The 22,861-nt window shown below is 60.6% G+C and carries 20 protein-coding genes; 14 read left to right on the forward strand and 6 right to left on the reverse strand.

Annotation, left to right across the window (positions count from 1 at the left end; genetic code table 11):
• Positions 1 to 58: 58 nt before the first annotated feature.
• The 6 genes from YH3_RS16620 (at position 59) to YH3_RS16645 (ending at position 6,545) form a co-directional block, all read left to right on the forward strand.
• Positions 59 to 1,054, forward strand: a complete 996-nt coding sequence (locus YH3_RS16620) for an aldo/keto reductase (RefSeq protein WP_064444213.1) — start codon at positions 59 to 61, stop codon at positions 1,052 to 1,054.
• Positions 1,055 to 1,099: 45 nt separating this feature from the next.
• Positions 1,100 to 2,371, forward strand: coding sequence for a nitrate/nitrite transporter (locus tag YH3_RS16625; RefSeq protein WP_007732605.1), 1,272 nt, complete (start codon positions 1,100 to 1,102; stop codon positions 2,369 to 2,371).
• Between the two features lie 70 nt (positions 2,372 to 2,441).
• Positions 2,442 to 2,870 (forward strand): DUF6325 family protein, encoded by a 429-nt coding sequence (locus YH3_RS16630; protein ID WP_007732604.1) that lies wholly within the window; start codon positions 2,442 to 2,444, stop codon positions 2,868 to 2,870.
• Positions 2,871 to 2,894: 24 nt separating this feature from the next.
• Positions 2,895 to 3,221 carry an SHOCT domain-containing protein gene (locus tag YH3_RS16635; protein ID WP_003939954.1) on the forward strand — a complete coding sequence of 109 codons (327 nt, stop codon included), beginning with the start codon at positions 2,895 to 2,897 and terminating at the stop codon, positions 3,219 to 3,221.
• A gap of 63 nt (positions 3,222 to 3,284) precedes the next feature.
• A complete protein-coding gene (locus tag YH3_RS16640; RefSeq protein ID WP_064443736.1) occupies positions 3,285 to 5,192 on the forward strand; it encodes an alkyl/aryl-sulfatase in 1,908 nt (635 codons plus the stop codon).
• Between the two features lie 114 nt (positions 5,193 to 5,306).
• The gene (locus YH3_RS16645) at positions 5,307 to 6,545 is read left to right on the forward strand and encodes an HNH endonuclease signature motif containing protein (RefSeq protein ID WP_064443737.1); all 1,239 of its coding nucleotides are present in this window, start codon (positions 5,307 to 5,309) and stop codon (positions 6,543 to 6,545) included.
• A 70-nt stretch (positions 6,546 to 6,615) separates the two neighbouring features.
• Here the strand turns inward: YH3_RS16645 and YH3_RS16650 are convergent, their stop codons facing one another.
• Both YH3_RS16650 and YH3_RS16655 read right to left on the reverse strand, forming a co-directional pair.
• Positions 6,616 to 7,611 carry an endonuclease/exonuclease/phosphatase family protein gene (locus YH3_RS16650; RefSeq protein WP_064443738.1) on the reverse strand — a complete coding sequence of 332 codons (996 nt, stop codon included), beginning with the start codon at positions 7,609 to 7,611 and terminating at the stop codon, positions 6,616 to 6,618.
• Positions 7,612 to 7,678: 67 nt separating this feature from the next.
• Positions 7,679 to 9,100: a short-chain fatty acyl-CoA regulator family protein gene (locus tag YH3_RS16655; RefSeq protein ID WP_064443739.1), complete on the reverse strand. Its 1,422-nt coding sequence runs from the start codon at positions 9,098 to 9,100 to the stop codon at positions 7,679 to 7,681.
• Between the two features lie 167 nt (positions 9,101 to 9,267).
• On the opposite strand from YH3_RS16655, the gene prpD reads away from it, so the two are divergent.
• From prpD to YH3_RS16685, 6 genes are all read left to right on the forward strand, one after another.
• On the forward strand, positions 9,268 to 10,770 hold the full coding sequence (gene prpD / locus YH3_RS16660; RefSeq protein ID WP_064443740.1) for a 2-methylcitrate dehydratase PrpD: 1,503 nt from the start codon (positions 9,268 to 9,270) through the stop codon (positions 10,768 to 10,770).
• Positions 10,770 to 11,687: a methylisocitrate lyase gene (prpB, locus tag YH3_RS16665; RefSeq protein WP_003940134.1), complete on the forward strand. Its 918-nt coding sequence runs from the start codon at positions 10,770 to 10,772 to the stop codon at positions 11,685 to 11,687. The genes prpD and prpB overlap by 1 nt, the downstream gene beginning before the upstream one ends.
• Positions 11,684 to 12,805: a bifunctional 2-methylcitrate synthase/citrate synthase gene (locus YH3_RS16670; protein WP_020909098.1), complete on the forward strand. Its 1,122-nt coding sequence runs from the start codon at positions 11,684 to 11,686 to the stop codon at positions 12,803 to 12,805. The genes prpB and YH3_RS16670 overlap by 4 nt, the downstream gene beginning before the upstream one ends.
• A gap of 189 nt (positions 12,806 to 12,994) precedes the next feature.
• The gene (locus tag YH3_RS16675; protein ID WP_030538049.1) at positions 12,995 to 13,777 is read left to right on the forward strand and encodes an enoyl-CoA hydratase; all 783 of its coding nucleotides are present in this window, start codon (positions 12,995 to 12,997) and stop codon (positions 13,775 to 13,777) included.
• 59 nt (positions 13,778 to 13,836) lie between these two features.
• The gene (locus YH3_RS16680; protein ID WP_064443741.1) at positions 13,837 to 14,697 is read left to right on the forward strand and encodes an SDR family NAD(P)-dependent oxidoreductase; all 861 of its coding nucleotides are present in this window, start codon (positions 13,837 to 13,839) and stop codon (positions 14,695 to 14,697) included.
• Between the two features lie 10 nt (positions 14,698 to 14,707).
• A complete protein-coding gene (locus YH3_RS16685; protein ID WP_007732581.1) occupies positions 14,708 to 15,181 on the forward strand; it encodes a MerR family transcriptional regulator in 474 nt (157 codons plus the stop codon).
• A gap of 5 nt (positions 15,182 to 15,186) precedes the next feature.
• Here the strand turns inward: YH3_RS16685 and YH3_RS16690 are convergent, their stop codons facing one another.
• From YH3_RS16690 to YH3_RS16705, 4 genes are all read right to left on the reverse strand, one after another.
• Positions 15,187 to 16,692 carry an MFS transporter gene (locus YH3_RS16690; RefSeq protein ID WP_064443742.1) on the reverse strand — a complete coding sequence of 502 codons (1,506 nt, stop codon included), beginning with the start codon at positions 16,690 to 16,692 and terminating at the stop codon, positions 15,187 to 15,189.
• 112 nt (positions 16,693 to 16,804) lie between these two features.
• Positions 16,805 to 18,208: a dihydrolipoyl dehydrogenase gene (gene lpdA / locus YH3_RS16695; protein WP_064443743.1), complete on the reverse strand. Its 1,404-nt coding sequence runs from the start codon at positions 18,206 to 18,208 to the stop codon at positions 16,805 to 16,807.
• Positions 18,209 to 18,234: 26 nt separating this feature from the next.
• Positions 18,235 to 19,731 (reverse strand): MFS transporter, encoded by a 1,497-nt coding sequence (locus tag YH3_RS16700; RefSeq protein WP_238592630.1) that lies wholly within the window; start codon positions 19,729 to 19,731, stop codon positions 18,235 to 18,237.
• A gap of 236 nt (positions 19,732 to 19,967) precedes the next feature.
• Complete coding sequence (locus YH3_RS16705; RefSeq protein WP_037127430.1) at positions 19,968 to 20,603, reverse strand: TetR/AcrR family transcriptional regulator; 636 nt, start codon at positions 20,601 to 20,603, stop codon at positions 19,968 to 19,970.
• Positions 20,604 to 20,838: 235 nt separating this feature from the next.
• Here YH3_RS16705 and YH3_RS16710 point away from each other — a divergent pair, with 235 nt between their 5' ends.
• The gene (locus YH3_RS16710) at positions 20,839 to 21,822 is read left to right on the forward strand and encodes a thiamine pyrophosphate-dependent dehydrogenase E1 component subunit alpha (protein ID WP_064444214.1); all 984 of its coding nucleotides are present in this window, start codon (positions 20,839 to 20,841) and stop codon (positions 21,820 to 21,822) included.
• Positions 21,819 to 22,841, forward strand: a complete 1,023-nt coding sequence (locus YH3_RS16715; RefSeq protein ID WP_007735418.1) for an alpha-ketoacid dehydrogenase subunit beta — start codon at positions 21,819 to 21,821, stop codon at positions 22,839 to 22,841. The genes YH3_RS16710 and YH3_RS16715 overlap by 4 nt, the downstream gene beginning before the upstream one ends.
• Positions 22,842 to 22,861: the final 20 nt, after the last annotated feature.

Below are 22,861 nucleotides of genomic sequence, written 5' to 3' on the forward strand. Positions count from 1 at the left end.
AGGCTTCGATTCGGTGAAGACTGTCGGGGTTGTCGCTCAGTCGAATCGAGGAGTTTTCATGACCGTCCCCACCGTCACTCTGGCCGAAGGTCTCACTGTCAGCGCCCAGGGATACGGCGCGATGTCCCTCGCCCCGGTCTACGGCCCGGTGGATCCGGCCGAGGCGCTCGCCACGCTGCACCATGCGGTGGACATCGGGATCACGTTCATCGACACCGCCAACGTGTACGGCGAGGGCTCGAGTGAGCGTGCGGTGGGAGAGCTTCTCAAAGACCGCCGGGACGAAGTGCAGTTGGCGACCAAGTTCGGTCTGGTCGGCAACATCGCCAACGGTCAGCGCGGGATCAACGGAGACCCGGCTTACGTGCCGCGGGCACTCGACGAGTCTCTGGGACGACTCGGCGTCGATCATGTCGACCTCTACTACTTGCACCGGGTCGACCCGAACGTGCCGATCGAAGACACCGTCGGCGCGATCGCGGAGCAGGTGAAGGCGGGCAAGGTCCGCAACATCGGACTGTCCGAGGCGACCGGTGGCGAACTGCGTCGTGCGTACGGGGTACATCCGATCGCGGCGATCCAGTCGGAATGGAGCATCTGGAGCCGTGACGTCGAGAACAAGGTAGTACCCACCGCGGCGGAACTCGGAGTCGGGTTCGTGCCCTTTTCACCTGTGGGCCGAGGCTTCTTGGCGGGATCGTTCGATGCGGCGACGCTCAGTGACAACGACCTACGCCGACGCTTCCCCCGCTTCTCGGACTCCGCACTTCCCGCCAATCAGAAGGTTCTCGACGTGGTCCGCGCCGTCGGTGAGGAGCTCGGCGCGACGCCTGCACAGGTTTCCCTGGCATGGCTCGATGCCAAGGGCCGCCAGTACGGGTTGCCTTCCGTTTCGATTCCCGGCACTCGGTTCGCTGCACGAGTCACCGAAAACGCCGGAGCGTTGGACATCGTTTTGAGCGAAGACCAGATCGCTCGCCTCGACTCCCTCGCCGCGATCACCGAAGGCTTCCGTTCGGCCGATCTGAATTGGGTGTCTCAGGGCCGCGAATAATCATGTCCTGAGCCTTGCGAAAGACAGGAGTAACATACAGACCCGATGAAAAAAGTGTGGTTGGTCTGGGGTGTCGGTGTTTTTGCCTACGTGATCGCCGTGCTTCACCGCACTTCGTTCGGCGTCTCGGGTCTGTCTGCTGCTGATCGGTTCTCGATCTCGCCCAGCGTTCTGTCGAGCTTCGTCGTGCTGCAGATCGTCGTGTACGCCGGCATGCAGATTCCGGCGGGAGTCCTCCTCGACCGCTACGGTTCGCGGATCATGATCGCAGTCGGTGCGTTCATCATGATGTCCGCGCAGTTGGCTCTCGCCTTCACCGAATCGCTGCCCGTCGCGATCGGTGCACGTATTGCCGTCGGTGCCGGGGATGCACTCACCTTCATCTCGGTGTTGCGGTTGGTACCGCAGTGGTTCCCGCCCCGGCAGGTGCCGTTGGTCTCGCAGTTCACGGGCATCCTCGGTCAGCTGGGCCAGGTGATGTCTGCGCTTCCGTTCATGTTGCTGTTGTCCGGACCGGGCTGGACTTTTGCCTACGGCAGCGCTGCCGCTGTCGGACTGTTGGCGTTTGCGCTGGCGTTGAGTGTCATCCGCGACGCGCCTCCCGGTGCCGACGTGGTCGCCGTGCCGGCCGGCGCCAAGGAGATCGGGCGACAGATCAAGACGGTGTGGATGCGGCCCGGCACCCGACTCGGGTTCTTCAGCCACATGGGGACTCAGTTCTCGATCACGACGTTCGCGCTGCTGTGGGGTGTGCCGTACCTGAAATCGGCTCAAGGCCTCGACTCCACGACGGTCGGCTCGCTGCTGACGCTGTCAGTCATCTCGGCAATCGTGGCCGGCCCGATCCTCGGTATTCTCACCGGTCGCTATCCCATGCGTCGATCGTGGTTGGTTCTCACCATCATGGTGGCCAGCGCGCTCATGTGGACGATCGTGCTTTCACGAAGCGAACCGTCTCCGCTCTGGTTGTTGACGATCCTGGTGGTCGTCATCTCGGTGGGTGGGCCGGGTTCGGTGATCGGCTTCGACTACGCGCGCACATCCAATCCGAGTTCGGCGATGGGCACCGCCCAGGGCATGGTCAACATCGGGGGATTCCTCGCTTCCCTCATCGTGATTCAAGTGATGGGCGTCATCCTCGGGCACATGGGCGGGTACACGTTCGACGGATTCCGTGTCGCCTGGATGGTGCAATATCCAGTTTGGATTCTCGGTATCGTCGGTGTGCTCGTCACCCGAGGCAAAGCCCGGCGAGCCCTCGCAGCAGAAGGCGTACACGTACGGCCGATTCGCGAAGTCATTCGTCGCAACAAATAACTCGATCGCATCGGGTAATTCATCCCCTGCGGGTGAGGTTCCCAAGCGTCCGAGCCACCAGGCTTGATGGATGAACGACGCAATGAACATCGGACCGGTCGAGCTCGTGGTGCTGGCATTCCCAGGTTCAACTGTGGATCCTGAAGCTGTCGCCGCGCTGCAGAACGTGGTGGAACGAGGTTTTGTCACTCTGCTCGACCTCGTGTACATCGCCAAGGACGCGGACGGACAGGTGTCGCAGATCGATGTCGACGAAGATCTCACCGACATCGGACTGGCGATTCTGTCCATCGAAGCCAAGGCATTGATCAGTGACGAGGACCTGGACGTGGTCCGTGAGTCACTCGAACCAGGAACGTCCGCCGCAGTCATCGTCTACGAGCAGACGTGGGCGCGTGAGCTCGCGTCGACGGTTCGCGGTGGCGGCGGCGACGTAGTCCTTCACGTTCAGATACCGCGCGAGGTAGTCGTCGCAGCGGTCGAAGCAGCATTTCAGTAGCGACAATTTCCCAAGGAGTTCGGCATGGTTTTTCGAGGTGGACGCAGAGGGCGGCCGGGGTTGCTCGGCACGGTGGCGCGCACGGCGGTAGTGGCTGGAACCGCAAAGGCGACGTCCAACGCCATGGATCGACGGAGTCAACGAAAGGCCAGCGAGCAGCAGCAGGAATATCAGCAGGAGTACCAGCAGCAACAGCCGCCGCCGCAGCAGCAGGTCGCCCCCGTGCAGTCCGTTCCCCCTTCAGGCGCGGACGATCTGGTCTCCAAGCTGCAGGAGTTGGGACAGCTTCATCAGTCCGGCGTGTTGACCGATGCCGAGTTCGCGGCGGCAAAGGCGCAGTTGCTGAGCTAGCCCTGCTGTTCTCTTCAATTGCGGCAATGCGCATTGCCGCAATTCGGCGTGAAAGGCTGACTTATGATCGACCCACGTGCGGCATCGGCCGCAATCGAAGCCGCGAACGCCCGAGTCGCCGAGACTCTACCGTTCTCCGACGACGCCGACTTCACCGAGGCGAAGCGGGGTTTCGTCGCCGCAATCGATCCGGGGCTGGTTTCCGATTCGGACGGAAAAGTCCTGTGGAACAACGATTCCTACGCGTTCCTTGACGAGGACTGCCCGCCAACGGTCAATCCGAGCTTGTGGCGTCAGTCGAAGTTGGTCGCCAAGCAGGGACTCTTTGCGGTGACGGATTCGATCTATCAGATTCGCGGACTTGATCTGTCGAACATGACGTTGATCGAGGGAGATACCGGAATCATCGTCATCGATCCACTGATCTCCCGGGAAACCGCTGCCGCTGGTCTCGCGTTGTATCGGGAGCATCGTGGTGATCGACCGGTTGTCGCGGTGATCTACACGCATTCGCACATCGACCACTTCGGCGGGGTCAAAGGTGTGACCACCGACGACGACGTCGCCGCCGGGCGATGCGTGATCGTCGCACCCACCGGGCTCGTGGAGCACGCGGTCGAGGAAAACGTCTATGCGGGAACGGCAATGGCTCGACGCGCGGCCTACATGTACGGAGCGGCCTTACCCCGAGGTCCCCGAGGTAGCGTCGGAGCCGGGTTGGGGCAGACCACCTCAACCGGCACACCGACGCTCATTTCGCCGACGGTGTCGATCTCGAAGACAGGTCACACGGAGACGATCGACGGCGTTCGGATCGAATTCCAGATGACGCCCGGAACCGAGGCCCCGTCCGAGATGAACTTCTACTTCCCGGATTTGCGCGCACTGTGTATGGCGGAGAACGCAACTCATACTCTCCACAACCTGCTCACGCTTCGCGGTGCCCTGGTACGAGATCCTCATGTCTGGTCTGCGTACCTGACGGAATCGATCAATCGTTACGCCTCACGATCCGACGTTCTGTTTGCGTCCCACCACTGGCCGACGTGGGGGACCGAACGGCTCACCGAGTTCCTGTCATTGCAGCGCGACCTCTACGGGTACCTTCACGATCAGACACTTCGTCGAATCAATCAGGGGTGGACCGGTCTCGAGATCGCCGAATCGATCGAGCTGCCACCTGCATTGGCGCAAGCGTGGCACACGCACGGGTACTACGGTTCCGTCAGTCACAACGTCAAAGCCATCTACCAGCGATACATGGGTTGGTTCGACGGTAACCCTGCGCATCTGTGGGAGCATCCACCCGTCGAATCGGCCAAGCGTCACGTGGAGTTCATGGGCGGATCAGCAGAAGTGTTACGGAAAGCTCGGGAACCGTACGAGCGCGGCGACTTTCGCTGGGTTGCGCAGGTGGTGAACTACGTGGTCTTCGCTGAACCGGACAACGTCGAGGCCAAGAATCTGCAGGCCGATACCTTCGAGCAACTCGGGTACGGCGCCGAGAACGGCACCTGGCGGAACTTCTACCTCACCGGTGCATACGAACTGCGCAACGGCTCAGTGGGGACGCCCACGGTTGCCGCGGCGCCCGACATCACCGCAGCGCTGTCGGTAAGTCAAGTCTTCGATGCAGTATCGCTGCGCGTGGACGGAGTGCGCGCAGCGGGCTCGCACATCGTCGTCGATTGGAACATCACTGACGAAAACATCGTTCACCGAACGGAACTCAGCAACGGAGTTCTGATCCATTTCGACGTGGAAGGTGGGTCTGCAGATGCTGGGTCTGTGGATGCGATGTTCAGTTTGAGTCGGCGCGACTTACTCGGTGTGCTGCTCGGTGGTGTGGACTTGGGTGCCGAGATTGCGAATGGAACCATCTCGGTTTCCGGCGACCCGGCGAAGCTCGCAGAACTTGCCGGGTACCTCGACGAGCCGGATCCGAACTTTGCGATAGTCACTCCGACCTAGCGCTGTATCAGTCCTGAACGAGCCTGTACTTCAACAGGTCTCGAGTCGCGCACCTTTTTGAAGTTGTCCGGTTCGTCTCTGGTTATCGAAAGTGTGTTCGATTAAACTTTGGGCATGGACAGTCGGGATGCGTGGCAGCTGGATGGCGAGGGCCTCAAGGGGGAGGTTCTGGATCTGGTGCGTGTCCGGCACGAGTTGCAGTCGCGGATGGTGTTGTTGATCGTGGAGATGTTTTCCCGGGAGGTTCTCGGTGGGAAGGGTTTTCGGGCGATCGCGCAGTGGTTGCATGGTTCGACGAATCTGGAGATCGGTGAGTGCAGTCTGCTGGTCGGGTTGGCGCGGTTGTTGATGCTCGAACCTGTTGTCGGCGATGCGTTTCACCGCGGGGATGTTGATGCGTTGAAGGCGCGGCAGGTGGCGTCGTTCTGTCAGCATCCGCCCAAGAACATGACCCTGGCGGACGTGGACACGGCTCGCGGGATCCTGCTTGGCCTGGCGTCGAAGAACATTGCGGATTGTGATGCGGTGCGAGCGGCGATCCGGCGGATCGAGAAGCAGTACGGCAAGCGTGAGGACGGCGTCCCGGTGGGTGAGGATTCGGAGCGCAACGAGTTCTACGCCTCGAAAGGCTTGTACGGGCGCGTGTCGGTGAAGGGTGATCTGGATGCTGTGAACGGGGCGCGTCTGATCACGTTGTTGTCGAGTCTGTCGGCGCCGACGCCGGAGAAGGACGGCGTCAAGGACACGCGTACTCCGGCGCTACGGCGGGCGGACGGGTTTTGCGAGTTGTTGCGTCGGTATGAGCGGGCGGGGTTGGGTCCGATCGAGGGCGGGGTGAAACCGCACATCACGGTGACTGCGTCTGCGAAAGATATGACGGACCTCAAAGCCTTGAAGGATCTACTGCCGTCGACTCAGGAACTGGGTTTCGCGTGGACGGATTGGGTAGGTCCGATCAGTATCGATACCGCGCGGATGTTGGCGTGCGACTGCACGGTAACGCGGATTTTGTTGGATGAGAATGGTGTTCCGCTCGACTGCGGTAAGGAAGCGAGAACGGCGACGGTTCCGCAGCGGCGGGCTCTTGCGGTTCGTGATGGTGGGTGTGCGTTTCCGGGGTGCGGAACTCCGTCGGGGTGGTGCGATGCTCATCATATTGTTCACTGGAACGATGGTGGCCCAACAGATCTCGATAATCTGGTCTTGTTGTGCGGTCATCATCACCGGACGCTGCATCACACGGAGTGGCGGGTGGAGATCGGGCCGGATCGGAAAACGGTGTTCTATCCACCGATGTCGATTGATCCGTTCCAGCGGCCCATCGGCGGGAACAGCCCGCCCACCGCGGCGTGAATCGCGACAACTGAAGACGTGAGCACCGGGGCACAACCATGGCCCGGTGCTTGCTCAATCCAGTATTTACTCAAGACAACGTGATGTCGGCAATCAGGCCGTGGTGATCGGATCCCTCGATCTCGATCCGTTCCAAGGATGTCGCCACGGCGCCTTTCGTGATGATGTGGTCGATACCGACCACCGCCGGATACCGCTTGTCGGTCGGATAGGTCGGGATCAGGCCGGAACCCAATTGGTCGGCGGCGCTGGTGTATCCGTTCGTGAGAAGATTCCGGAACTGTTTGTTCGAGTACGACGCGTTGAAGTCGCCGCTCACTATCACGTTGTCCCGCCCGGCGACTTTGTCCATGTAAGACCCAAGCCTTCGCTGCTCGTCCGCCCACACCGAGGCCGGTGAGATGTACGCCGGTGCCGGATGCACGGCGAACAATGTGACTGGCTGCGCCAAGCCGACATTCAGTTCTGCGGACAGCGTTTCGGGTGAGAATCCGTCGAGGCTACGCGGATTGGAGAGTGGAAAGCGACTGTAGATTCCTGCCCCGCCACCACCGTCGGTGTACGGGACGAGGAATTGGTGGCTCAGAACCTCGTCAAGCCCGGCGGCTTTGAGCGCGTCGGCTTCCTGGTACGTCAACTCCTGGACCGTCACCACGTCGACCTCGCGTTCGCGGATCATCGCCACAAGCGACTCCGGATCCGCTGCACCGACCATCAAGTTGGCCTGCATGATTCGAATCGGTGGACCGTTCGCAGACGTCGACTCCCCAGTTCCGCCGATGTACAGCGGGCTCACAGACCATCCGAACAACCCAAGGACGAGGATCGAGGCGGCGCACACGATCCACTGACGCCCGATACCCGAGACGACGGCACCGATCAGCGGAGCAATCATCAACAAGGGCGCCACTGACGCGAGAACGATCACGATGTTGTGATCGACGTCCAACTGAGTTGCGATCAAGGCAACCAAACCAGTCACGATGCCGGCCACACCGGCCACGGCCGAAAGGCGGCGAAGAACCAGTCGACGAGGGGTCACGGCATCGGGTTGCATGACGTCCATGGAAGCAGAAGAGCGTCGTAGCTCCGGGAAACTGCAGGTGGAGTCGGTGCGCCCTATTGTTTGCGCCCTATTGTTGCGGATACGGAAGGTGGCTGCTGCTGTTCTCACTGACGGAGATCGAGCGGCCGAGTTGAGGGAAGGCGCGTTGAGAGCACGCTGGCCTGTCACAGACTTTGCACCCCGCGCCGATCGGCACGATGGTCGCGGGGTCGTCCGTCTGAATTCCGTGTGAGTAGACCATGCGATCGGCGTAGCCGATGTCGCAACCGAGTCCGACGGCGAAGTTGCGCTCGGGTGCGAGGTACCCGAGTCCGCCGCTGTGGGTAGTGCGCGCCACCCAGAGGTATGTCCGGCCGTCGGGCATCTTCGCGACCTGAGTGAGGATGCGACCTGGGCTCGCGAATGCCTCGTGGATGACCCACAGCGGGCAGCTGCCTCCGACTCTGGAGAAGTGAAAGGCGGTAGCAGACTGACGCTTCGAGATGTTTCCGGCGCGATCGGTTCGGACGAAGAAGAAAGGGATGCCGCGTTGGCCGTGTCGTTGGAGAGTGGACAACCGGTGGCAGACTGTCTCGAAGCCGACCTCGAACTTGAGGCTGAGCAGGTCGATGTCGTACCGCAAGGCCTCAGCGGATTGCAGGAATTGGGTGTACGGGAGTAGCAGTGCGCCGGCAAAGTAGTGTGCGAGTCCGACGCGAGCCAGCGCTGCGGACTCGGCGCTCAATGATTCATCCTCGGCGACAAGGGAATCGATCACGTCGGCCTGCGTGAAGAAGGCCAACTGCATTGCGATCTGGAACGCGCGTTGTCCTGCCGACAGACGACGGGCGAGTGTGAGGACCGACTTGTTCGGATCGTAGTAACGCTTGGGGCCGAGCTTGTCGGGTTCGTCGGTACGGATCGTCACGGTGACGCCGTGCTGATCGCGAAGTAGTCGTGCCAGTTGCAAATCCACTGCGCCCACGGACAATCCGTTGTCCAGGAACATCTGCTCGGCAGCGTCGTCCAGAACGGCGATGTGATTCTTTCGGTCGTAGAAGAAGTCCCGAACTTCCTCGTAGGGCATCGGTACGAGTGACACATCGGACGCTGGTTCGCCGGACAACTGCATCGAGAACTGGTCCAACTGCTCTGTCGCGGCGTGAAGGCGGCGGTGCAACATCACGAGGGTGCGTCCGACCGCCGGCATGCGGGCCACCAATTCGTCCACCTCGGCCAGAGATACGTCTCCAGATTCCGAAGTTTCGGCCAAGGCGTGATGAACGTCCGCAACCAGGCGTGCGTCGGAATCGGAGGCGAAGAATTGCACGTCGAGATCGAACTCGGCGTTGAGCTTGAGAAGGACGGGCACCGTCAGCGGTCGTTGATCGTTCTCCAGTTGATTGACATAGCTGGGGGAGAGTTCGAGTGCCTTCGCCAGTGCGGACTGTGACAGGTTTCGTTCCTCCCGCAGCCGTCGCAGCCGCGCTCCCGCGTACATCTTCTTCATCGAATCTCCTCGGTGCCGATCGCGTTCACCCTACCGAGAAGCTATTCGCAACATTCGCAACATTGCAGCATTGTCATTGCACAAATAGGCAATTGCGAGGGCCTATCCCGAGGTGAATGAGCTGCGTAGCGTGCAAATAGATACCGAAGAACGTGAGAAGAGGACCGATGAAGACGCATCTCGTACGCACTCACCGCTCTGCCGAAGAGTTCCCCAAGGAAGACCACCTCGCGTGGAAGATCGCGGAAGTTGCGACGGATTCCGTCGACGTCACCGACGCCACATCCGAAATGATCGTCAACCGGATCATCGACAACGCGGCGGTTGCCGCAGCTTCCCTGGTGCGCCGTCCCGTGGTGAATGCGCGGGCGCAAGCGCAGTCGCATCCGTATACGCCGGGCTCCACCGTGTTCGGTATCCCCGGTACGTTCTCGCCTGAATGGGCCGCCTGGGCCAACGGTGTCGCGGTTCGTGAACTCGATTTCCACGACACGTTCCTCGCCGCCGAGTACTCGCACCCCGGAGACAACATCCCGCCGATCCTCGCCGTCGCTCAGCACACCAGCCGTGACGGTCGAGACCTGATTCGTGGTCTGGCGACCGGCTACGAGATCCAGATCGACCTGGTTCGGGCTATCTGCCTGCACGAGCACAAGATCGACCACGTCGCACACCTCGGCCCCTCGGCTGCGGCAGGTATCGGAACTTTGCTGGGCCTGGGCACCGAGACGGTCTACCAGGCAATCGGCCAGGCGCTGCACCTCACGACGGCGACACGTCAGTCCCGCAAGGGCGAGATCTCCAGTTGGAAGGCGTACGCGCCTGCGCTGGCAGGCAAGGTTGCCGTAGAGGCGGTCGACCGCGCGATGCGCGGTGAGGGCGCACCGTCACCGATCTGGGAAGGCGAAGACGGCGTCATCGCCTGGCTACTCGGTGGCCCGGACAAGGAGTACCACGTTCCGCTACCCGGTTCGGGTGAGGCGAAGCGCGCCATCCTCGACTCGTACACCAAAGAACACTCCGCGGAGTACCAGAGCCAGGCGCCGATCGACCTCGCTCGCCGAATGCGTTCTCGTGTCGGTGATCTCGACCAGATCGCGTCGATCGTCCTGCATACCAGTCACCACACCCACGTCGTCATCGGCACCGGTTCCGGCGATCCGCAGAAGTTCGACCCGACCGCCTCGCGTGAAACCCTCGACCACTCGGTGATGTACATCTTTGCCGTTGCGCTACAGGACGGTACGTGGCACCACGAACATTCCTACGCGTCCGAGCGTGCACAGCGCGCGGACACGATCGAGCTGTGGAACAAGATCTCCACGCGCGAAGATCCCGAATGGACACGCCGTTACCACTCGACGGATCCGGACGAGAAGGCTTTCGGTGCTCGCGCCGAGATCACCTTGAAGAGCGGCGAAGTCATCGTCGACGAGCTTGCGGTGGCCGATGCGCACCCGCTCGGCGCACGTCCGTTCGCTCGCGATCAGTACGTCGCGAAATTCCGCACCCTCGCCGAGGGCGTCATCGAGCCGAGCGAACAGGACCGCTTCCTCGATGCGGCTCAGCGCACCGCCGAATTGAAGGCAGGCGAACTCGATCAGCTGACCTTCACCGTTTCCGAAGACGTTCTCGCTCGGGCTCCCAAGGTCGCCAAGGGACTTTTCTGATGTCGGGCCTCATCGCAGCAGCGACGTCTGCAGCCGACAAGCGGATTGCCTTCCGGGCGGGGCTGACGTCCGGAAAGATTCAACGACTCCCGGGTGCGATCAATCCGCTGACAGCCAGACTGATTCAGGAAATCGGGTTCGAGGGTGTCTACGTTTCAGGTGGTGCGTACTCCGCCGGATTGGCGCTTCCCGACATCGGACTGACCACCTTGACCGAGGTCGCCGGCCACAGCAAGCAGATCGCGCGCGTCACGGACCTCCCGACGCTCATCGACGCCGACACCGGTTTCGGTGAACCTATGAGCGCGGCCCGCACGGTCACGATCTTCGAGGACGACGGAATAGCCGGTCTGCACCTCGAGGATCAGATCAACCCCAAACGCTGCGGGCACCTCGACGGCAAAGCAATTGTGCCCACCGAAGACATGGTTCGCCGTGTTCGTGCTGCAGTGTCGGCGCGTCGTGACCCGAACTTCGTCATCTGCGCGCGCACCGATGCTGCCGGAATCGACGGTATCGACGCGGCGATCGAGCGAGCAAAGGCCTATGTGGATGCCGGTGCCGATCTGATCTTCACCGAAGCTCTTGCCACCGAGGCCGACTTCGAGAAGTTCCGCGCAGCAGTCGACACTCCGCTCCTCGCCAACATGACCGAGTTCGGGAAGTCGAACCTCATTTCGGCGAAGACATTGGAAGAGATCGGTTTCAACGCCGTCATCTACCCCGTGACCACCCTTCGGCTGGCGATGTTCGCTATCGAAAAGGGTCTGCGCGAGATTTTTGCGGAGGGCACGCAAGAAGGACTGCTCGGCGAAATGCAGCATCGCAGCAGGTTGTACGAGATTCTCGAGTACGAGCGCTACAACGAATTCGACAGTGGCATTTTCAATTTCAGCTTGGAGGGGAGTAGGACATGACCGAACAGATTCCGACGATCTACAAGGGCTTGGCCGGAGTTGTCGTCGATACGACGGCTATCTCCAAGGTAGTGCCCGAGACGAATTCGTTGACGTATCGCGGTTACGCAGTGCAGGACCTTGCCGCGAACTGCAGCTTCGAAGAAGTTGCGCACCTGCTCTGGTACGGCGAACTGCCGACTCCCGAGCAGCTCGAATTACTCTGCCTGCGTGAGCGTGCGGCCCGCCGTGCCGACCGCTCACTGCTCTCGCTTCTGACCAAGATGCCGGACAACTGCCACCCCATGGATGTTGTCCGCACGGCGATCAGCTACCTCGGCGCCGAGGATCCGGCGGAGGACGACAACTCGGAGAAGGCCAATCTGGCCAAGGCGCTGCGGATGACAGCTGTGCTGCCGACCATCGTCGCAGCCGATTTCCGCCGCCGGCGCGGTCAGGATCCCATCGCGCCGCAGTCGGACCTGGGTTTCGCCGAAAACTTCTTGAACATGTGCTTCGGTGCTGTTCCGGAGCCGGCGATCGTGAAGGCCTTCGAGGTCTCGCTGATCCTGTACGCGGAGCACTCCTTCAATGCCTCGACGTTCGCCGCTCGTGTTGTGACGTCCACACTTTCGGACATCTACAGCGCAGTGACCGCTGCTATCGGCACGCTCAAGGGCCCGTTGCACGGCGGTGCAAACGAAGCTGTCATGCACGACATGCTCGAGATCGACGACCCCGACCGCGCCGAAGCCTGGATGTCGGAGAAGTTGGCTGCCAAGGAGAAGGTCATGGGCTTCGGGCACCGCGTCTACAAGAACGGTGATTCGCGTGTTCCGACCATGAAGCAGGCCCTCCTCGACGTCGCGGCAGCGACCGACGGCGAGAAGTGGGTGCAGATGTACGAGATCCTCGAGAAGACCATGGTCAGTGCCACCGGAATCAAGCCGAATCTCGATTTCCCCACGGGCCCTGCATATTTCCTCATGGGCTTCGACGTCGAGATGTTCACGCCGATCTTCGTGATGAGCCGCATCACCGGATGGACGGCGCACATCATCGAGCAAGGGCAGTCGAATGCACTGATCCGGCCGCTGAGCCAGTATTCGGGCGTGCCACAGCGCACAGTCGTGGCATGACACTTTTTGCTGTCGTGGCATGACGCCCCTTTGATACTGCGTCGGCGAGGTTCGGTTCTGGCATCACCGTCTCCTGGCCTCGTCGACGCTTCTCCGTTCGCACTATCTGCAACTTTGCATCGAGAATTCGCAAAGATATTCAAGTGCAATGTGTTTCGACTTTTCTCTACCGGAAATAACGTGAGTGTCATGACTGAAACGCACGAAGAAATCTTGATCATCCGTCGTGGCGAGACCCTCGACGTCGTGTTCAACCGGCCGGAAAAGCGCAACGCATTGACCCCGCAGATGTACGACGCCATTGCCGGAGCCTGCCGGCGCGCCGACTCCGACCGCGAGATTCGGTTACTCACTCTCCGAGGTGCTGGGGGAGAGGCGTTCTCGGCGGGTTCCGACATACGCCATTTTCAGACCTTCTCGAGTTTTCACGACGGGCTCGACTACGAAAGCCGGTTCGTCGGCGTGCTGACCGAACTCGAGAGAGTGCGGGTTCCCACGCTGGCGGTCATCGACGGTGTGTGCGCGGGAGCCGGGCTGTTGTTAGCGGCAGCGTGCGATGTGCGGATCGCGACGCACGGGTCCCGCTTCTGCCTCCCGATCGCGCGCACGCTCGGAAACTCGTTGTCGGTCCATTCCGTGGCGTTGCTGGCGGACAGGATCGGCAGTTCGCGTCTGATGTCGTTGGTGGCTCGGGCGGGGGTCATGTCGAGCGACGAGGCTCTGCGGAACGGCTTCCTCAGCGACTGTGCAACAGAGACCGAGTTCGCGAGCCTGACTGCCCAGGTATCTCGCGATCTACTTGCCGCCGCCCCGATGACCGTCTGGACTATTCGGGAGTCCCTGCGACGCATCAGAACCCGAGTGATTGCCGACAACGATGATCTGATGAGCATGATCTACAGCAGTGACGACTTCAAAGCCGGCGTCGACGGTTTCCTTCGCGGGGAACGACCGCTCTGGGCCGGCGTGTAGTGCGTCAGTAGAAGCAACGCTTGCGTTGGAGCGCGCTCTAACCCCTAGCGTTGCCGACCATGACAACAAAGACCTGGATCATCACCGGAGTTTCTCAGGGTTTCGGCCGTGAACTCGCACTGTCTGCACTTCGATCGGGGGACGCGGTAGTCGCTGCAGTTCGTCGTCCCGAGTCCGTTGCAGATATTGCGTCGGCGAATCCGGATCAGTTCTCGGCGGTGACGTTCGACGTCAGAGACACCGCAGCGGCTCCGGGCGTCGTCGAATATGCGCTCGAGCGTTTCGGTCGCATCGACGTGCTGGTCAACAATGCCGGTCGTGGGATGGTCGGCGCGGCGGAGATGGTGGACGATTCGACCTTGCGGGATCTCATGGAACTGCACCTGATCGGACCCGCCGCGATGGTGCGCGCCGTCCTCCCGTCGATGCGAGTGCAGGGCAGCGGGACGATCGTGCAGATGAGCAGTCAAGGCGGCCGTATGTCGTTTCCCGGTGTCGGGGCGTACTCGGCGTCGAAGTTCGCTCTCGAGGGTTGGTCGGAGGCTCTCGCCGGTGAGGTCGCGCAGTTCGGCGTTCGGGTGATGATCGTCGAGCCCAGCCGATTCCGTACGGCATTCAACACGCCTGGCGTTCTGAGCTTCGCCGAATCATCATCGGACTACCGTGATTTGCTGGATCCCGTTCTGCGGGACATGGCGGCCGTAGACGGTGTTCAGGAGGGTGATCCGGAGAAGGCAGCAGAGATCATCACCTCGCTTGTGCACAGCGAGAAAGTGCCACTTCGTCTGCCACTCGGAAAGGAAGCCGTGGAGCGTGTCTCCGCGTCGTATCGGAAGAATCTCGCCGAGGTATGCGTCTGGGCCGACCTGGCTCGCAGTGCCGACTTCGCGGATGCTGCCGGACCCGTCCGTCCGTTCTAGGCTGAGAAACATGGCTACCGAAGACTTGATGCGTAAGGCACTCGAGGCACTTGGGGAAGTGGACGGGCCCATGTCGATCGAGGTGATTCACCGACTCGTCGATGCAGGAGACGTTCAGGAGCCGATGTCGATCGCCGAAGTCGCGGACCTGCTGGATGCCTCGGCACATACGCTGCGCTACTACGAGAAGATCGGTCTGGTCGAGGTCGATCGTGACTCGAGCGGACATCGTGTGTACGGTCCGGAATCTGTTCGCAGGCTGGTGTTTCTGACCCGCATGCGCATCTCGGGTATGGCGATTCGCGACCTGCAGCACTACGTCGAACTGGTCGACGCCGGTGAAGGGACAGTTCCGGAGAGGCTCGACATGCTGCTCGAACACCGGGACACCGTTCGTCGGCAGATCAAGGAGCTCACGTTGTCTTTGGCTGCGACGGAGTACAAGATTGCGACGTACGGCGGGCGGACCGGAGAGCAGGAGTGATCCGTTCAGTGGATGTGAGTGGCTGTTTTCGTGACTCGCCCTCTTCTGATTCCGATCGAGACGAACGCGCCAATCAGGGAGACGATGGCGCCCACCCACATCGTCGTCTGCAGCCCATACATGAATGCAGTCTCTGTCGCTGATCGCAGTGTGAGGGAAAGAGCCGGGTCAATTTCTGTCACGACTGGTGTGGTGCCCTGGGCGACGGCGCGAACCGCATCTTCCGAGACTCGATCGACTATGAAGTCGGGAATGACGTTGCCCAGTAGTGTTTCGTGGAACTTTGCTGCGGATGCCGCCGCCATCACGGCTCCGAGCACTGAAGTTCCGAGGATACCGCCAACTTGAAGTGAGGTCTGATGGACGCCCGCGGCAGGTCCGGCGTCTGCGACGTTCGCATTCCCTAGGATCGCTTGGACTGACGCAGTCATCACAAACCCGATTCCCAGGCCCAGTACCACAAACGGAATGGCCAGAGAAAGGTAGCTTCCGTGTGGTTCGATGGTGGTGAACAGTAGGAATCCCACTGCGCTGAGCAACATTCCCATAAACAAGGGCGGACGTGCGCCGTACCGTTTGATGATCCAACCGCAACTGCTCGAAGCGATTACATTCGCGATACTCATCGGGAGGATGTGGAGTCCAGCGGCCATGGGGGAGTCACCGTTGATCTGTTGCAAGAACAAGAGAATGAAGAACAGTGAGCCGACAAGCGCAAAGAAGGAGATGATTGTCAGGATGACTCCGAGTGTGATTGACCGGTCAGCGAATAGCCGAAGCGGCACCAAAGGATCCGATGCGCGTCGCTCCGCTTCTACGAAGGCCAAACCAGTGACGGTTCCACCGACCAGCCACCCGATGACATGCCAATCAGTCCAACCACTTTCGGGGGCTTTTATAAGTCCATAGGTTATGGCGAGGAGTGAACTCGTCAGCAAGATCGAACCCGGGACGTCGAACTTTACAGTCCGTACGACCCGGCCCTTGGGGAGCAGAAACAATCCTGTAGCGAGGGAAATCGCCGCAACGGGGACGTTGATCAAGAAGGCCCATCGCCAGCTGGTGTGCTCGATCAGCAATCCGCCGATCAGGGGGCCGGCGGCGGATGAAGCGCCGATCAGCGATGCGAAGACCGCAAGCGCCTTCGGAAGTGCTGCCTCGGAGAAGAGGGACCGAAGCAATGCCAGAGCGTTGGTGACTATCAGTGCGCCGAAAATTCCCTGGCCGAGTCTCGAGAAGATCACCATTTCTACACTGTGCGCCAAGGCAATTCCCGCTGATGCCAGCCCGAAACCGACGATCCCTGAAAGGAACACAGATCGTCGTCCGAAGCGATCGCCCAACCTTCCCGCGAGAACGAGCGTTGCCGCCATCGCGAGCAGATAAATGTTGGTAATCCATTGCAAACCAGAGAGCCTCGCGCCTAGATCGACGACAAGAACCGGATTGGCCACTGCCGTTATCGTGCCGTCGAGCGAAACGATGAGAACGCCGAGTGCGATCGCGGTCATGGCGACCCAGGGATTGGAGTCTCGGGGTGGATCGGTGGCTGGGAGTGCGTGGATTTCAGTACTGCCAGTAGATGTCACTGAGGTCTGCTACTTTCTGATCGATCGGAGTTCTTCAGAGGTTGATCATGTGGCCGGCGAGGCCGTGGATCGCTTCCTGCAGTGCCTCACTGAGTGTGGGGTGGGTGTGGACGTTGCGTGCCAACTCGTTGACCGTGAGGTCCCACTTCTGGGCCAAGGTCAGCTCGGGCAGCAGTTCCGAAACGTCCGGTCCGATGAGGTGCCCGCCGAGCAGTTCGCCGTACTTCTTGTCGGCGATCAGCTTGACGAAACCGGTCGGGTCACCGAGACCGTGTGCCTTGCCGTTGGCAGCGAACGGGAAGTTCGCGACCTTGACGTCGTAGCCCTCGGCCTTGGCCTGCTCCTCGGTCAAACCGAACGAGGCGACCTGCGGCTGGCAGAACGTCGCACGCGGCATCATCCGGTAGTCACCGAGTGTCTGCGTCTCCGCGCCGCCGATGGTCTCGGCAGCGACGACAGCCTGAGCTTCTGCGACGTGCGCGAGCTGCAGTTTGGCGGTGACGTCACCGATGGCGAAGATGTGCGGGACGTTGGTGCGCATGTAGTCGTCGATCGCGATGGCGCCGCGATCGGTCAACGCGACCCCGGTGTTCTCGAGACCGAAGCCCTCCACGCGCGGTGCGAAGCCGACGGACTGCAGAACCTTGTCGACGACCACGGTCTCGATCTCGCCGGACTTGTTGTCCTTGATCGAGACGGTGACCTTGCTGCCGTCGTCGCTGATGGACTGCACAGCGGCACCGGTCTTGATGGTGACGCCGAGCTTCTTGTACTGCTTGGCGATTTCCTTCGAGACGTCGGCGTCCTCGTTGGGCAGTGCCCGATCGAGGAACTCGACGATCGTGACGTCGACGCCGTAGTTCTGGAGGACGTAACCGAACTCCATGCCGATCGCGCCGGCACCGACGATGAGGATCGAACCCGGAAGGTCACGGGTGAGGATCTGCTCTTCGTAGGTCACGACGTTCTCGCTCAGCGAGGTGCCGGGCAGCAGCTTGGTGTACGAACCGGTCGCGATGATGGCGTTGTCGAACGTGATCGTCTCGGTGCCACCCTTGCTCAGCTCCACGCTGATGGTGTTGGCGTCGACGAACGTGCCCTTGCCGTCGTACTCCGGGATCTTGTTCTTCTTCATCAAGAAGTGAATGCCCTTGACTCGCCCGTCCGCGACCTTGCGGCTGCGATCGAAAGCGGAGCCGAAATCGAAGGACACGTCTCCGGACATGCCGAACGTCTTCGCTTCTTTCGTGAAGATGTGCGCGAGTTCGGCGTTACGGAGAAGCGCCTTGGACGGAATGCAGCCGACATTCAGGCATACACCGCCCCAGTACTTCTGCTCGATGATGGCGGTGCTCAGGCCCAGTTGTGCCGCGCGGATAGCAGCGACGTACCCACCGGGGCCGGCTCCGAGGACAACGACGTCATAGTGTGAGGTCACGATAATTCTCAGGTAGTCGATTCAGATCAGGTCAGTGCTTCCACAGACTGGGGCTTTCGGCCGTGCGGCATGAGGAGAGTCGCGGCGAGTCCGACTATCGCCAGACCTGCTGCAACGAAATAGACTGTTGTGTAGCCAATTCCAGCGTAAATAGGCGTTCCGTCGGCAACCGTTGCAATGTTCAGGGCGAGGATGGCAAAACCAATCTGTACAGCAACAGCACTGCCGACGGATCCCACCACATTGACCGTCGAGGCTGTGACGGCCTGCAGTCGAACCGGCGCGGCGGCGATCACCAGGTTGGGTATTGCCGCACTGATCAGACCGGCCCCGAATGCATATACCAAGTATCCCAACAGTATCGGCCAGAATTCCTTGTGGGAGAGGGCGAGTGATGCGGAGCCGATCGCCATCAAAGCGAAGCCGATCCAGTTCGGCAGGCGTGCGCCCCGACGTTCTGCGATTATGCCGACAAGCAACCCCATTGCGACGGTGGCCACGCCGGCCGGTGTGGTCAACCGCGCCATGTAGCTTGCGCTTTCCCCCAACCCGTAGGTAACGCCGAGGGCGATGGGTGTCTGAACGATGAAGGACAACAAGACGAATTGGAGAACGATGACGGCCTGGCCGGTAAATTGCGCGACCAGTGTCGTCACGACAGCGCGACCACGCAGCACCGCAATGTCGATCAGTGGGTTCTCGATTCGCTTTTCGTATCGAGCCCATCCGATGAAAATTGCCACCGCGGCGATGGCGCAGAGAAGTGTCTTCCACGACGTCCAGCCCCACGTTCCGCCTTCGCCGATGCAGTACAGGAGGAGTGCGATCGAGAGCCCGAGCATGATCCCACCAACCCAGTCGATGGACGTTTTCACTCGGATCGGGGACTCGGGAACAACGAGCATGACCAAGGCACCCAAGAGCACAGGGAAGAGCGCCAATGCGAAGAACACTCCGCGGAAGCCGAAATTATCGATCAAAACTCCGGCAATGACAGGACCGGTGATCGTGGTGACACCAATTCCAGCGGTTGTCATGCTGACCGCCATCGCCAGCATGCGCTTCGGGAAGATGTCGCGCATCAGCGAGTAGGTTATCGGCACGATTGCAAGACCGAGTCCTTCAACGGTACGACCGACTAGTACTACGGAAAAGGTCGGCGCGATTGCGACGATCAGCGAGCCTGTTGCCATGCAGGCGGTTGCGATCAGAAGCCATTTCTTCTTGCCGTCTCGATCTGCGAGCTTGCCGATCAACGGTGCGCTGATAGCGCCGGAGAGTGTGAACAGTGTTGACACCCAAGCGATGTTCGAGGTCTCGAATGAACCGGCCATGCTGGGGAGTGCACGCGTCACCAGATTGAACGCGTATGCGACTTCTTCGGACAGAAGGCAGAGGATCAGGAGGATTCCGACCCAGCCGGCGGTTGATCGATTTCCCACGCCTTCTATCGCGAGAGTGGGGTTTTCGGAGGAAGACTCCGATGGAGTCGAGGAAGGATTATCCGTGGATGGAGCGGTCATCGTGGCTCCTGCATCTTTCTGACGGGAAGACGGGGCAGTGAGCGGGACAGTCGGCGCGGCGAGTGTGCAGACCCACTGAAGCATTTTGTGATGTGAGGCACAGTAAAATGGATCGATTGATTCTGTCAAGTGATCCACTAAATTTTTCCCGAGAAAATTGCAAAAGCGCGCACGGAGACGGCGCGTTCTGTGGGTGGTGGATCCGCAACCCTACCTGGGAAGATCCATCCACAAAGCTAGGTCCGGGTTGGATCCATGAGTGACTCGAGTCCGCCTGCGACAAAATCCGCCAGTGTGTCGAATCGACCGTTGGATAGCGCGCGAGATCCCTCGATGCTTGCGTCCGACCATCGTGCCGCCATCACGATCAGCGTGTTCACGGTGAGTGACCAGTTCAGTTCGATCGCGGTGTCGTCGGCTGAGGGGTAGGCGCGTTCGAGTAGTTTGCGCAGCAACTCTGCTGTGTCGTCCTTGACGGGGAAGAGTCGAGGATCGTTGGCGAGGCTGAGTTGGCCACAAATAGTCAGCCATCGAACACCTTTGTCAGGTTCCTGATCGAGGAACTGGCGATACGGCAGTGCCAGGAGATCGACGATCTGCCTCGCTGTCGGAACGGTGTCGGAATCGACCATGTTCTTGGCCAGGCGATGAATGTGCGCGAGCACTTCGGCGCCGGAGTCGAGGAGGACGGCGTCGAGGATCGCGTCCTTGGATCCGAAATGATAGTGCGCGGACGCTGCTCCCAATCCGGCTTCGGCATTGATCGCTCGAATCGAGACGGCCTCGACTCCCTCTGCTGCGAACAGCTTTGCCGCTGAGTCGATCAGAGCACGGCGAGTTGCTGCGCCGTCGCGTGGACTGGATCGTGGCATTTCCGCAACCTTTCGGTTTGTTGACCCCATCATATCGCGATGTCGCGGCCTGATTTCCGGCCTGCTGACCCGGTGATGTCTGAGTAGATCTCAGTCGATTTAGAGAATGCACTTGATTGAATCACTTGATCCACATATGGTGATGTGACAGCAGCCACACGAATGGCAATCGATGCCGGGTTGTCAAAGGCGCGAACCTCGTACTTGCATGTCGGACTGTCAGAAGGAGATCGGAATGGCCACGCACACAAGCGAACAGCTGACCGAAGTAGTGGAACCGGAGTCACTCGACCCACGGTTGGCGATCGACATTTTCACCGTCATGGCCCGTGCGCGTGCGATCGAGGACGCGGTGCAGATTCACATCCGGGACCACGGATTTGCCGGATTTTGGCATCCGGGCAAAGGGCAGGAAGGTGCTGTCGCTGGAGCGGTGGCAGCCATGCGAGACGACGACTATCTGTTCTATCAGGGAAGAGGAGCCACATGGCCGCTTGCCAAAGGGATGGCGATGGGGCCGATCATCGGTGACCTGCTTGGAAAAGTGACAGGTTCTACCGGCGGAAAAGGCGCCGGGGTTCCTCACTGGGCAGATCCGGCGCTCGGAATCATGGGGGAGGGGGCGACGCTCGGATCGGTGTATCCGGTGGCAGCAGGCGCGGCGTTGTCGGCGCAAATGAGAGGCACCGGGCAAGTTGCGCTGGCTGACTTCGGCGACGGAACGGCGGCACGTGGCACCTTCCATGAAACTCTGCTCGAGGCATCGCGGTGGAAACTACCGCTGGTCTACTTCTGTGAGAACAATGGAATCTCGGTAACCACCTCTTTTGAGTCTGTAAGTCCGACAAGGACTATCGCCGAACGGGCGTCTGCATACGGGATTCCGGGAGTTCGCGTCGACGGTCACGACGCCGTCGCTGTCTACCATGCGACACAGACCGCGATCGATCGAGCGCGCGATGGTCAGGGGCCGTCGTTGATCGAGGCAGTCGTCACCCGGGTCGGCGGACACTGGGAAGGCGACGCGCAGAAGTATCGCCCGGAAGATTTCTTGTCGACGTACCGAGATCCGTTGGACATCATGCGTTCTCGACTCGATGCTTCACTGGCCGACCAGATCGTCGCCGCAGCACGTGCGGAAGTTGCCGAAGCGCTCGCCGAGGCAGAAGCCGCTCCTTTGCCTGACCCCTCCGTTATCATGAAGGACGTTTTTGCATGACTATCACTGACGACACGTCTGTCAACCGCACGGCTCCGGAAACTACGGTGCAAAGCTACGAGGCCGCACAGGGTGCGGCGATTGCCGAAGAGATGCGCCGTGACCCCTCGGTGTTTCTCATGGGGCAGGACATTGCCTCAGGCGGGTTCTTCGGCGGAACCCGAGGCCTGGTAGAGGAATTCGGCCTGGACAGGATCCGAAACACCGGAATCACCGAAGCATTCATGGTGGGTGCAGCTGCCGGTGCCGCCATGACCGGAATGCGTCCGATCGTTCAGTTGGGGTTTGCAGACTTCAGTTTGATCGCCGGGGACGAGATCTTTCAGAAACTGGGTAAGTGGCGCCATATGCACGGTGGTCAATTCGAACTTCCCGCTGTGATCATCATGCCGATCGGGCCGAGCGGTGGTGCAGGACCAGAACATTCGGGTTCGATGGAGATGCTACCGATGCATTTTCCGGGACTCAAAGCAGTTGTCCCGTCCAATCCTGCCAACGCGAAAGCCCTACTCAAGGCCGCAATCCGGGACCCAAATCCTGTTCTGTACTACCCGAGCAAGCAGCTCAACTTCAAACGGGGTGAGGTATTCACCGATCCCGAGTACGTAATGCCCTTGGGTAAAGCATCGATTCCACGGCGCGGCGACACAGTAACCGTCATCAGCTATGGATGTATGGTGCCTCGCTCGCTCGAAGCAGCACTCGTGCTGGCTGCGGAGGGTATCGAACTCGAGGTTGTCGACCTGCAGACGCTGGTTCCGCTGGACCACGACACGATCATCGCGTCGGTGATGCGGACCGGGCGGGCGATGATCGTTCACGAGGCGCCGAGAACCGCTGGTCCTGGCGCCGAGATCGCTGCGCTCATCCAGGAGCGTTGCTTCTACTGGCTCCACGCTCCGATCGCGCGTCTCGGTTCTGTGGATGCGCCTATTCCGGCGAGTCGGTTCCTCGAAGATCATTGCTTCCCAAGTGTTTCCGACATCATCGAGACGGCCCGTCACCTGGTTCGCGACTAATTACTCGACTACGAGGACAT

The organism is Rhodococcus sp. YH3-3, assembly GCF_001653035.1.
GTDB lineage: Bacteria > Actinomycetota > Actinomycetes > Mycobacteriales > Mycobacteriaceae > Rhodococcus_F > Rhodococcus_F qingshengii.

Coding starts and splice junctions, on each gene's coding strand:
- YH3_RS16620 (WP_064444213.1), top strand. CDS start 59: ATGACCGTCCCCACCGTCACTCTGGCCGAAGGTCTCACTGTCAGCGCC.
- YH3_RS16625 (WP_007732605.1), top strand. CDS start 1,100: ATGAAAAAAGTGTGGTTGGTCTGGGGTGTCGGTGTTTTTGCCTACGTG.
- YH3_RS16630 (WP_007732604.1), top strand. CDS start 2,442: ATGAACGACGCAATGAACATCGGACCGGTCGAGCTCGTGGTGCTGGCA.
- YH3_RS16635 (WP_003939954.1), top strand. CDS start 2,895: ATGGTTTTTCGAGGTGGACGCAGAGGGCGGCCGGGGTTGCTCGGCACG.
- YH3_RS16640 (WP_064443736.1), top strand. CDS start 3,285: ATGATCGACCCACGTGCGGCATCGGCCGCAATCGAAGCCGCGAACGCC.
- YH3_RS16645 (WP_064443737.1), top strand. CDS start 5,307: ATGGACAGTCGGGATGCGTGGCAGCTGGATGGCGAGGGCCTCAAGGGG.
- YH3_RS16650 (WP_064443738.1), bottom strand. CDS start 7,611: ATGGACGTCATGCAACCCGATGCCGTGACCCCTCGTCGACTGGTTCTT.
- YH3_RS16655 (WP_064443739.1), bottom strand. CDS start 9,100: ATGAAGAAGATGTACGCGGGAGCGCGGCTGCGACGGCTGCGGGAGGAA.
- prpD (WP_064443740.1), top strand. CDS start 9,268: ATGAAGACGCATCTCGTACGCACTCACCGCTCTGCCGAAGAGTTCCCC.
- prpB (WP_003940134.1), top strand. CDS start 10,770: ATGTCGGGCCTCATCGCAGCAGCGACGTCTGCAGCCGACAAGCGGATT.
- YH3_RS16670 (WP_020909098.1), top strand. CDS start 11,684: ATGACCGAACAGATTCCGACGATCTACAAGGGCTTGGCCGGAGTTGTC.
- YH3_RS16675 (WP_030538049.1), top strand. CDS start 12,995: ATGACTGAAACGCACGAAGAAATCTTGATCATCCGTCGTGGCGAGACC.
- YH3_RS16680 (WP_064443741.1), top strand. CDS start 13,837: ATGACAACAAAGACCTGGATCATCACCGGAGTTTCTCAGGGTTTCGGC.
- YH3_RS16685 (WP_007732581.1), top strand. CDS start 14,708: ATGGCTACCGAAGACTTGATGCGTAAGGCACTCGAGGCACTTGGGGAA.
- YH3_RS16690 (WP_064443742.1), bottom strand. CDS start 16,692: ATGACCGCGATCGCACTCGGCGTTCTCATCGTTTCGCTCGACGGCACG.
- YH3_RS16700 (WP_238592630.1), bottom strand. CDS start 19,731: ATGACCGCTCCATCCACGGATAATCCTTCCTCGACTCCATCGGAGTCT.
- YH3_RS16705 (WP_037127430.1), bottom strand. CDS start 20,603: ATGCCACGATCCAGTCCACGCGACGGCGCAGCAACTCGCCGTGCTCTG.
- YH3_RS16710 (WP_064444214.1), top strand. CDS start 20,839: ATGGCCACGCACACAAGCGAACAGCTGACCGAAGTAGTGGAACCGGAG.
- YH3_RS16715 (WP_007735418.1), top strand. CDS start 21,819: ATGACTATCACTGACGACACGTCTGTCAACCGCACGGCTCCGGAAACT.